General features: G+C 38.5%; 11 protein-coding genes. All 11 read right to left on the bottom strand.

All coding sequences use genetic code 11. From position 1 onward, the window contains the following. Position 1: 1 nt before the first annotated feature. Positions 2–760, bottom strand: coding sequence for a ribonuclease III (rnc, locus tag BLR36_RS02390; protein ID WP_093060048.1), 759 nt, complete (start codon positions 758–760; stop codon positions 2–4). A 127-nt stretch (positions 761–887) separates the two neighbouring features. Continuing rightward, positions 888–1,124: an acyl carrier protein gene (gene acpP / locus BLR36_RS02385; protein ID WP_090562659.1), complete on the bottom strand. Its 237-nt coding sequence runs from the start codon at positions 1,122–1,124 to the stop codon at positions 888–890. Between the two features lie 623 nt (positions 1,125–1,747). Further along, positions 1,748–2,494, bottom strand: a complete 747-nt coding sequence (gene fabG / locus BLR36_RS02380) for a 3-oxoacyl-[acyl-carrier-protein] reductase (RefSeq protein ID WP_093060046.1) — start codon at positions 2,492–2,494, stop codon at positions 1,748–1,750. Next, entirely contained in the window at positions 2,487–3,437 is a 951-nt protein-coding gene (fabD, locus tag BLR36_RS02375) for an ACP S-malonyltransferase (protein WP_093060044.1), read from the bottom strand. The genes fabG and fabD overlap by 8 nt, the downstream gene beginning before the upstream one ends. Further along, complete coding sequence (plsX, locus tag BLR36_RS02370) at positions 3,430–4,425, bottom strand: phosphate acyltransferase PlsX (RefSeq protein WP_093060041.1); 996 nt, start codon at positions 4,423–4,425, stop codon at positions 3,430–3,432. The genes fabD and plsX overlap by 8 nt, the downstream gene beginning before the upstream one ends. A 15-nt stretch (positions 4,426–4,440) precedes the next feature. After that, a complete protein-coding gene (fapR, locus tag BLR36_RS02365; protein WP_093060039.1) occupies positions 4,441–5,007 on the bottom strand; it encodes a transcription factor FapR in 567 nt (188 codons plus the stop codon). A gap of 96 nt (positions 5,008–5,103) precedes the next feature. Beyond that, complete coding sequence (gene recG, locus BLR36_RS02360; protein WP_093060275.1) at positions 5,104–7,146, bottom strand: ATP-dependent DNA helicase RecG; 2,043 nt, start codon at positions 7,144–7,146, stop codon at positions 5,104–5,106. Beyond that, the gene (gene sdaAA / locus BLR36_RS02355; protein ID WP_093060037.1) at positions 7,142–8,041 is read right to left on the bottom strand and encodes an L-serine ammonia-lyase, iron-sulfur-dependent, subunit alpha; all 900 of its coding nucleotides are present in this window, start codon (positions 8,039–8,041) and stop codon (positions 7,142–7,144) included. Before sdaAA ends, recG begins: the two co-directional genes overlap by 5 nt. 12 nt (positions 8,042–8,053) lie before the next feature. After that, positions 8,054–8,716 carry an L-serine ammonia-lyase, iron-sulfur-dependent subunit beta gene (gene sdaAB, locus BLR36_RS02350; protein WP_093060035.1) on the bottom strand — a complete coding sequence of 221 codons (663 nt, stop codon included), beginning with the start codon at positions 8,714–8,716 and terminating at the stop codon, positions 8,054–8,056. A 122-nt stretch (positions 8,717–8,838) separates the two neighbouring features. Then, complete coding sequence (locus tag BLR36_RS02345) at positions 8,839–10,461, bottom strand: DAK2 domain-containing protein (RefSeq protein WP_093060033.1); 1,623 nt, start codon at positions 10,459–10,461, stop codon at positions 8,839–8,841. 50 nt (positions 10,462–10,511) lie between these two features. Further along, on the bottom strand, positions 10,512–10,874 hold the full coding sequence (locus BLR36_RS02340) for an Asp23/Gls24 family envelope stress response protein (protein WP_093060031.1): 363 nt from the start codon (positions 10,872–10,874) through the stop codon (positions 10,512–10,514). Positions 10,875–10,940 lie beyond the last annotated feature (66 nt).

Raw genomic sequence — 10,940 nt, 5'->3', positions numbered from 1 at the left:
ATTATTCCTCCTGTTCTGAATCCCTTAATGCGAGTATAGCAAGTCTTGCAGCTTGTTGTTCTGCCTCTTTTTTTGAACGACCATTTCCGATACCCAGTTCTTTAGTGTTTAAAATAACCCGAGAAACAAAAGTTCGATTATGAGCCGGACCTTTTTCCTCTACAATTTCATAGCTTAATGTACCATTATTTTGTTGTTGAATAATTTCTTGTAATTGACTTTTATAATCCATCACATGCGAAAAAGCACCGAGTTCGATTTTAGGGAAAACAATTTTTTCTAAAAATTCTATAACTGGTTCTAATCCCTGATCTAAATATAATGCACCGATAAATGCTTCAAAAACGTCTGCTAGAAGCGCTGGTCTTTCACGACCACCTGTCAGTTCTTCCCCTTTTCCTAACAATACATATTTACCGAAGTTTAACTCATTTGCAAATAATACAAGTGATGGCTCACACACGATTGCAGCTCTAAGTTTAGTTAACTCTCCTTCACTCATACCTGTATATTGTTGAAACAAATATTGAGAAACTGACAATTCCAATACAGCGTCTCCAAGGAATTCTAGACGTTCGTTATCGGTAAAAAATTTCCGTCGATGCTCATTCACATAAGATGAATGGGTAAAGGCTTGATACAATAATGCTGGGTTATGAAACCTAATCTGGAAATGCTCCTGAAACTGTTCAAATTGGTTTTTAACAGTTTCTGAAAAAACGGTTTTACGTGTACTATTTTTTTTATGATTTACTTTCATGAATTATCTGCCTTTCTCACTTATCATATGTCCCTCTAAGTTTACCCGTTTCTATACTAATGTGCAAAAAGAAATAGAGACGTTCTGTACTATTCACATGGAATAAGTAGAACGTCTCTGCTAAAATTTAACCTTGTTTGCTTTCAATATACTTAACTGCACTACCTACAGTTGAAATTTGCTCAGCATCTTCATCTGAAATTTCCATATCGAATTCGTCTTCTAATTCCATTACTAATTCTACTACATCTAGAGAATCGGCACCTAAATCCTCACGAAAAGATGCTTCTAATTTTACTTCGCTCTCATCTACTCCTAGACGATCAACGATTACTTTAGTTACGCGTTCTAAAACAGTTGACACATTAGTCACCTCCCCTCAATGATTATACAAAAAACTCCTACCTAATGAAAGAGCTACTGAAATTTATACATAAAACTGTTGAGTTCTGTATGTGCAATCAGCTTTTTAAAAAATGAGTACTAAATTTACAGAACTTTTAAGAATGAAGGATACTACTGATTTCCGTTACATGTGGACGCTTTCCGCGGGCGAGGTCGAGCCTCCCCGTTCGCTACGCCTCCTGCGGGGTCTCGACTTTCTCGCTTATCCCGCTGGAGTCGCCACATTTCACTACAATCAATTAAGTGTGTAGTACTCCACTTATAGATTAAGCATAGCCTCTCGCTTAGATGATAAGCGTAGTCAAAGTTACTAGTTGGATAAAATCCTCTTTTGAATTAAGCTTACGATTATATAAAGAGTGGATCTAGTTGATTGTAGCACAGAGCGGCGACTCCAGTAGGAACAGCGCGAGCTGAAAGCCCCGCAGGAACGTAGTGAGGAGATTGAAGCCGTGCCCACGGAAAGCGTCCGCTCGGAGCGGAAGTCAACGGCATATTTACGTTTCTGTTCTTCAAGGATCGGGAATCTTTTTGCCTAGTAGCTACATTTTTTATACTTAATCTTTAAAATAGATTAAATCCTTACATGTACATTCCGCCATTTACATGAAGTGTCTGGCCTGTAATATAATTGGCGTCATCTGAAGCCAAAAATGCGACAGCCTTTGCTATATCCTCTGGATTTCCAAACTTCGCAAGAGGGATCTGACTAAGCATTTGAGACTTAATATCCTCTGGGAGAGCATCTGTCATATCTGTTGTGATAAATCCAGGAGCAACCGAGTTCACTGTAATATTACGACTTGCCAATTCTTTAGCGGATGATTTAGTTAAGCCTATAACTCCTGCTTTAGCAGCAACATAATTGGCTTGACCTGCATTCCCAGATACGCCAACAATGGAAGTGATATTAATAATGCGACCCGCACGTTGTTTCATCATTTGTCGTGTAACAGCTTTTGTACAAAGGAAAACACCTTTTAAATTTGTATTGAGCACGTCATCCCACTCTTGCTCCTTCATACGCATCAAAAGATTATCTCTTGTAATACCTGCATTATTAACTAAAATATCTACCGAACCGAACTGTTCTAAAGTTGAGCTTATTAGATTTTGAACATCATCTGCTTGATCAACATTCGCTTGAATAGCAAATGCTTCCCCACCAGCTGCCTGAATTTCTTCCACAACTGCTTCTGCTCTATCTTTACTTCCACTGTAGTTTACGGCAACTTTTGCTCCTTCTTTTGCTAGATATAGAGCAATATCTTTCCCAATTCCTCGAGATGCACCAGTTACAATTGCAGATTTCCCGTCCAATTTACCCATTTTGCTCAACTCCTAACCCTGAAATTACTTGCTGTAACGTCTCTTCATCATACACACTATAAGTTGTAACAGAACGATCAATTTTTTTTACTAAGCCGCTTAATACCTTTCCAGGACCACATTCCACAAAAATAGTCGTTCCTTGCTCTATCATTTGTCGAATCGATTCTTCCCAACGTACAGGAGAATACAATTGTTCAACCAGTAAGTTTTTAATATGACTAGCTTCTGTAACCGGTTCAGCAGTTACATTTGAAATGACAGGAATAGTAGCTTGCTGTAGTTCAATCGCTGAAATAGCAGCATCTAATTGCTGAGCAGCAGGTCTCATTAATTCAGAATGGAATGGTCCACTAACTACTAAAGGAATCGCTCTTTTAGCACCAGCTTCCTTTGCTTTACTAGAAGCCTCTTCTACGCCAGCAGCTGTTCCTGAAATAACAATTTGCCCTGGGCAATTTAAGTTAGCTATTTGAACTGGCTCACCATTTTCAGAAACAGTGGCTGTCACTGCTGCCAGTTCGTCTTTACCTAATCCAAGTATTGCAGCCATTGCTCCTTCTCCAGCAGGCACTGCTTCGTTCATATACAAGCCTCGTTGATGAACCAATAAAACTGCCTCATCAAAGCTTAAAACATCAGAAGCAACAAGAGCAGAATATTCGCCTAAGCTATGACCAGCTGTAAAATGGGGAATGATTCCAGCTTGCTTTAGTTTGTATGCAACCATTGAACTCGTAGTGAGCAACGCTGGCTGCGCATTATAAGTTTTAGTAAGTTCCTCCGCAGGTCCATTCAACATTAGTTCACTAAGTGAAAATCCTAATACTTCATTTGCCTGCTCATAAAATCTACGGCAATCCGCATTATTTTCTACTAATTGTTGACCCATCCCTACTGATTGAGATCCTTGTCCAGGAAAGATAAAAGCTATTTTAGTCATTGGATGATTCCTTTCGTAATGTAGTTGAAATGATATCAGCAACATTATGCTCTACCATTGTACGAGCCTGTCTGATTGCATGATAAATTGCACGACCGTTTGACGAGCCATGGGCTTTAATTACAGGAGCATTCAGTCCAAATAATCCTGCCCCACCATACTCGGAGTAATCTAGCGTATTTTTTAACCCTTTAAGTTCGCTTTTTACTAATAGTGCTGAAATTTTCGTTTTAGCAGAAGTATTAAAAGCTTGTTTTAATAAAGTAAATATACCAGAAGCCGTACCTTCAATTGTTTTGAGTACCATATTACCAGTAAAACCATCTGTAACAACAACGTCAGCTACTCCAGTAAGTAAATCTCTAGATTCCACATTTCCTATGAAATTAATCGGTGCTTCTTTTAAGAGTGTAAAGGCCGCTTTAGTTAGCTCATTACCCTTAATATCTTCCGTTCCAATGTTTAACAGCCCAACACGAGGATTCGAAATACCTCGGACTTTTTCAGCATATATGCTACCCATAACCGCAAACTGCTCTAAGTGCTCTGGTTTTGCATCGGCATTTGCACCTAGATCTAGCATAACAAACCCTTTACCATCAAGTGTTGGTAACGTCGGTGCTAGAGCAGGACGATCTACTTGGTCGATACGACCAACTATAAATAGTCCCGCAGCCATTAAAGCACCAGTATTCCCCGCGGACACACACGCATCAGAAACTCCATTTTTCACTGATTCCGCCATTTTAACTAGGGAAGAATTTTTCTTTCTTCTAATTGCACGAACGGGCTCATCAGTTCCTTCAATTACTTCATCTGTATGTATAACTGTTAATCGTTCATGCTGTTTAATTAAGGGAGCAAGCTTTTCCTCATCACCGAATAGTTGAATTTCTATATCCGAGAACGATTCTAACGCTTCGTAAACTCCTTTTACGATTTCATGTGGAGCATTGTCCCCACCCATTGCATCTATTGAAATTTTCATTTTTAATCACCTTTTTTATGACATTGTTACTCTATACATGCTAAATTGACCAACGAAAACTGTCTCATTTTCAACTTTGCTGGTAACCTCTATTAATGTGCTATTCTTTTCCACATCGCTATTTGTTACTACCGCTTTTGCGATTACCCGATCACCAGCTTTTACTGGTTTGACGAATGTAAGGTTAGACTTTCGAGTAAGCGCCAATTCATCATTGATAACCGCAACAGCCAATGAATTAGCCTGAGCAAATAAATGATGTCCTCTCGCTATACCATTTCTAGCAAATACATGATCCTTTGTAATATCTAAAATCGAAATAGCTTGCTTATCAAGATCTATATCAATAATCTCTCCAATTACTTCGTCGATCGGGAGAGCCTTGACCTCTTCTTCGAAATTGTGAGCAGCCACTGATTTAATACGTTCCCGTAGTTCCGGTATCGATAATTCCATTCTATCCAACCGGATCGTTTGAACACTCACGTGAAAAGTAGAAGCTAAATTTTCATCCGTTATAAATGGATTCTTTCCTAGCGTCTCCAGAAGTAATTTCTGCCTATCCTTTTTGGAGTATTTCATATCTTCACCACCATTTTAGCACTTGGTACTAATATCAGTATATAAATATTAAAAAAAGAATGCAAGAATTGATTCAAAATCATTCTTACATTCTCTTTAATCGATTCGTTCTCCATCCATAGCTTTTGAGTTTATAAGCACATCTCGAAGACCAGCCATTTCATCAGAATCCCAAAATTCCTTTGAATCTAATAGCCTTTCAGCATCTACTTTAGCAGTATTCAAAGCTCGATAATCATGAACAAGATCTGCCACTTTAAATTCTGGAAGTCCACTTTGCTTCTTACCAAAAAAGTCTCCAGGACCTCGAAGCTCTAAATCTTTTTCCGCTAATATAAATCCATCATTTGTCTCAGTCATAGAAGTCATTCGCTCTTTACCTTCCTCTGATTTAGGATCAGCTAGCAATATACAATAAGATTGATACTCTCCTCGACCAACTCGACCACGCAATTGATGAAGCTGGGCTAAACCGAAACGCTCTGCATCGAAAATAATCATAAATGTTGCATTCGGTACATTTACTCCCACTTCTACAACCGTTGTAGAAACTAATACGTCGATTTTGCCTTCGGAGAAATCCCTCATTACTTGTTCTTTTTCATCTGAATGAAGCCTTCCATGCATTAAACCAACTGTAGAGCTGCCTTTTAATTCCACTGCCATCATATTATACACATCTACCGCATTTTGCACATCGAGCTTTTCAGACTCCTCGATTAATGGGCAGATTATATAAGCTTGTCTACCAGATGCCAATTCATTTTTCAATCGTGCTATCAATTTATGCAGCTGATCTGGTTTCATCCAATGCGTTTCAATTTTCTTACGACCGGCAGGCATCTCATCAATAATCGAAACATCCATTTCACCAAAAGCCGTAATCGCTAAAGTACGAGGAATTGGAGTCGCTGTCATAAATAATACGTCTGGATTTTCCCCTTTATCCTTTAGTACTCTCCGTTGCTCCACACCAAATCGATGCTGCTCATCAGTTATAACAAGTCCTAGTTTTTTAAATGTAACATCTGGTTGGATTAATGCATGTGTCCCTATTAAAAGGTCTATATTCCCAGCCTCTAAGTTTTCTAATACAGCTCTTCTTGCTTTAGCTTTAGTAGAGCCTGTTAGAAGAGCAATTCTGACACCTATTGGAGCTAGCCATTCATCAAGCGAACTTGCATGCTGTTCTGCTAATATTTCTGTTGGAGCCATTAGTGCACCTTGAAAGCCTGCTGTAATTACAGCATATAGGCAAATCGCGGCAACTATTGTCTTACCAGAACCAACATCACCCTGTAAAAGGCGATTCATACGATGAGGTTCACGTAAATCTCGACATATTTCATTGACTACTCGTTTTTGTGCATCCGTTAATTCATAAGGCAAGGTTTCGATTAGTTTCTTTACTAAATCATTATGAAAAGAAATCCCATTTCCAACGTTTTGTTCTTTTCTAACCTTTTTAATAGCTTGCATTTTTAGTTGAAATACTAGTAACTCCTCGTAAACAAAGCGTCTTCTTGCATCTTTGGAATGATCTGCATCCTTTGGAAAATGGATCCCTTCTAGAGCATCTGCTATTCCTGGCAAACGATATGGAACTCGAATTGACGCTGGCAAGGGATCTACAAGGGATTCCTTCAATTGATTTAAAGCTTGTCTCATAAATTTACGAAATGTTTTTTGATTGATCGAACCCTTTAAAGAATAAACTGGTTCAAAATCCTGTAAGTCTGTTTTTGGACCAATCGAAAAAGCGGAGACATTAATAACCTGTCTCCCTCGATCCCATTTACCGGAAACTGTAACGATGGAACCCGGAATAATCTTTTCTTTTAAATAAGCTTGGTTAAAAAATACTGCCTTTATTAAATGCTGTCCTGCTAAAATACGTACTTGCATTCTAGATTTGTTCTTCCCTAAAAAAAGAAGAGAAGGCTCACTTTCGATCCTTCCTTCAACTGTAACTCGTTCATTATGTGCTGTTTCCGCTAAATTTTTAAGGCGGAAATCCTCATGTCTATACGGGAAGGTCATCACTAAATCCGTTAATGTAACGATACCAAGCTCCTGCAATGCTTTAGCTGTTCCACTCCCGACTCCTTTTAAAGAAGTAACTAAATCATTATTATTAATTTCCACTTCCTACTACTGCCCCACCAAAAATTTTAGATTCTAACCACTTACCAGTTGGAGTTGCAGCGAGACCTCCTTGACCAGTTTCTCTTAAGGAAGATGGCATCGTTTGCCCAATTTTATACATTGCATCAATTACTTCATCACAAGGAATTCGACTCGTCACACCAGCAAGTGCCATATCTGCTGCCACTAATGAATTGGAAGCACCCATCGCATTTCTTTTTACGCAAGGTACTTCTACAAGTCCAGCTACAGGATCACAAACTAAACCAAGCATATTTTTTAAAGTTATCGCGAAAGCTTCGGCACATTGAGCAGGAGAACCTCCAGCCATTTCAACGATTGCTGCTGCAGCCATTCCAGCAGCAGAACCAACTTCTGCCTGACAACCACCTGCTGCACCTGAAATAGAAGCGTTATTAGCCACTACAAATCCAAAGGCTCCAGAAGTGAACAGGTAGCGTATCATTTGTTCTCTAGTAGGATTCAATTTGTTTTTTACTGCAAATAAAGTACCAGGAACTACTCCTGCCGAACCCGCTGTTGGTGTTGCACATATTGTACCCATAGCAGCATTAACTTCGTTAGTGGCAACCGCCTTACTTACTGCATCCAGCATAAGCTCTCCAGTTAACGTATTACCTTTTTTTAGATAGTTTTGTAGTAGAACAGCGTCTCCACCAGTCAGACCTGAAGTGGATTTAACCCCTTGCAATCCTTTTTCTACAGCCTCTTCCATAACAGTCAAATTACGATCCATTTGAGTCATTATTTCTTCTCTAGAACGATCGGTAATCATTATTTCTTGTTCAATCATTATTTCGGAGATAAGTTTATTTTCCTTTGTTGCTCGCTCTACTAATTCACGAACATTGCGAAATAGAACTTCCATTTGTATTCCTCCTTAATCAGCAATTCTAGTTACTTGTGTAATATTAGGTAAATCGCCAATCTCTTTTAATATTTGCGCATTCACATTTTGATCGATTTCAATTACCATTAATGCCATATTCCCTTTTTCTTTACGGGAAACTTCCATATGTCCAATATTAATATCGTATTTTGCTAAACAGTTCGACACATTAGCAATGCATCCGGAACGATCCTCGTGAACTACTAAAATAGCAGCTAAATCACCAGAAAGACGAAGTGGGAAACCATTTAGCTCTGTTATTTCTGTCTTCCCGCCACCAATAGAGATTCCGACCATAGACATTTCACTATTTTCGTCACCGATGACAATGCGGGCAGTATTCGGGTGTTCAGTATGTGCCGTTTCAGGTATAAATTCATATGTTAATCCAGCTTGTTTTGCATCCTCAAAAGCTGTTTTTATACGTTCATCAAATGTATCGTAATCTAACAATCCACCAATAATTGCTACATCTGTTCCGTGCCCTTTATAGGTTTCTGCAAAAGATCCATATAAATGAATTTTCGCCCATGTAGGCTGTTTTCCAAATAAGTCTCTAGCCACTCTACCAATACGAGCCGCCCCAGCAGTATGTGAGGAGGATGGACCGATCATGACAGGTCCGATAATATCAAAAACGGATTTAAATTTCACTGATTATACCCCCACAATATGTTATAGTAATCCCATTTTACACTTTCAGCATGAAATAAACAAAGTATTGTATTTCGGAGAAAAAAACCATGTGAAGAAAATGTCTCCACATGGTTTATAAATTATTCGACAGATAAAATATAAGGGTATAACGGCTGTTTACCATTATATACTTCTACTTCTACATCCTCATATTTTGCTTCAATAAATGCAGCAAATTCATTTGCCTCTTCTTCCTTTACATCTTCTCCAAAAATAACAGTTACTATTTCAGCTTCTTCATCCACTAATGTTTGAATCAAGTTAGTAGTTACTTCTTTTAAAGAGGGATTTGAAAGAACAATTTTTCCTTCGGCAAGCGCCATGAAATCATCTTTTTTAATGTCGACTCCATCTATAGATGTATCACGAACAGCAAATGTTACTTGTCCAGTTTTGACATGCGCGTAAGCATCCGTCATATTATTTTTATTTTCCTCCACTGTTGCTTGTGGATTAAATGCTAAGATTGCAGCCATTCCTTGAGGAATCGTTTTAGTAGGAACTACAGCAGCTTCAATGCCGAGTATTTCCGCAGCTTGTTCAGCTGCCATCACAATGTTTTTGTTATTCGGTAATATTAATACACGCTCTGCTCCAACCGCTTCTATAGCTTTTACGATATCCTCTGTAGATGGATTCATTGTTTGTCCACCCTCAATGACTGCAGATGCACCTAGGCTCTTTAACAAATCTGAAACTCCTGATCCCATCGCTACAGTTACAATTGCATAAGGATGAATTTCCGCTTTTTTCGTTGGTGCTTCTGTCGAATGTCCCTCTCCAACGATATCAGTATGCTGCTGGCGCATATTTTCAATTTTAATCTTGATCAGATCACCGTATTGTTGACCGTATGTTAAAACCTCACCAGGTGTTTCTGAGTGAATATGAATTTTAGCAATCTCATCGTCAGAAATAACTAGCAAAGAATCACCATATTCACTTAGGTCATTACGGAAAGTCGTTTCATCAAAAGTTTTTTTACCTTCTTCAAAACGAACCATAAATTCTGTACAAAAGCCAAATTCAATATCTGCTGTATCCATAAATCCTTGAACACTCATATGGTGCTCAGCACTTACTAAATCATCCATTGAAGAACCAACTGTTTTACTAGGAAGCGCTTCACCTTTTAAGCTCGCTAAAAATCCTTCGTAAACAAATACTAGCCCTTGTCCTCCGCTATCGACAACTCCAACCTCTTTTAATACAGGTAATAAATCTGGTGTTCTGTCCAAGGATTTCTTTGCTTCTTCTACTATTGCTTGCATTAGTTCACGAATATCTTCAACATCTTCGCTAATCTCTACAGCCTTTCTAGCAGAATCTTTTGCAACTGTTAAGATAGTTCCTTCTACCGGCTTCATCACTGCTTTATATGCTGTTTCCACTCCGTAGTTCAGCGCGTCTGCAAATTGTTTTGCGTTTAAGACGTCTAGTTGTTCGATGGACTTACCAAAGCCACGGAACAATTGCGATAAAATAACGCCTGAGTTTCCACGGGCTCCCATCAGTAAACCTTTAGAAAGTGCCGCAGCTGTTTTACCAATATGTTCATTTGCCTGAGCAGCTGTTTCTTTCGCTCCTGAGGTCATGGATAAATTCATATTAGTTCCTGTGTCACCATCTGGAACAGGAAATACATTTAATGCATCTACATAATCTGCATTTTGGAAAAGATGATGTGCTCCCATCTGAACCATGTCTGCAAATTGGATACCATTGATTTGATTTCATTATTTTCTCTCCTTATTTACACGTTTGCCACGCGAACTCCTTGAACATACACATTAACGGATTTCACTGACATACCAAGAGACTTGTTTAGTGTGTATTTGACTTTTGACTGTACTTGATAGGCTATTTCCGAAATTTTGGTACCGTAGCTAACAATGATGTACATATCAATATGTAAATCTTCTTTGTCTTGTCTCACTAAAACGCCTTTAGTGAAATTTTCTTTTCTTAGTATATCTGTTAACCCATCTCGAATTTGATGTTTAGATGCCATTCCAACTATCCCATAGCATTCAATAGCGGCTCCACCAGCAATTTGAGCAATTGTATCTTGTGATATATCAATTAGTCCGAATTCATTTTTCAATTCAATCGACATGTTAAGACCTCCCAAGTCTTTTTGACTACCCTTTATTGTACTACACCCATTAAAATTATAAAAGAG

It is taken from the genome of Psychrobacillus sp. OK028 (assembly GCF_900103605.1).
Taxonomy (GTDB): Bacteria; Bacillota; Bacilli; order Bacillales_A; family Planococcaceae; genus Psychrobacillus.
Note: the sequence above shows the minus strand (reverse complement) of the source record. Positions and strands in the feature narration are given on the sequence as shown.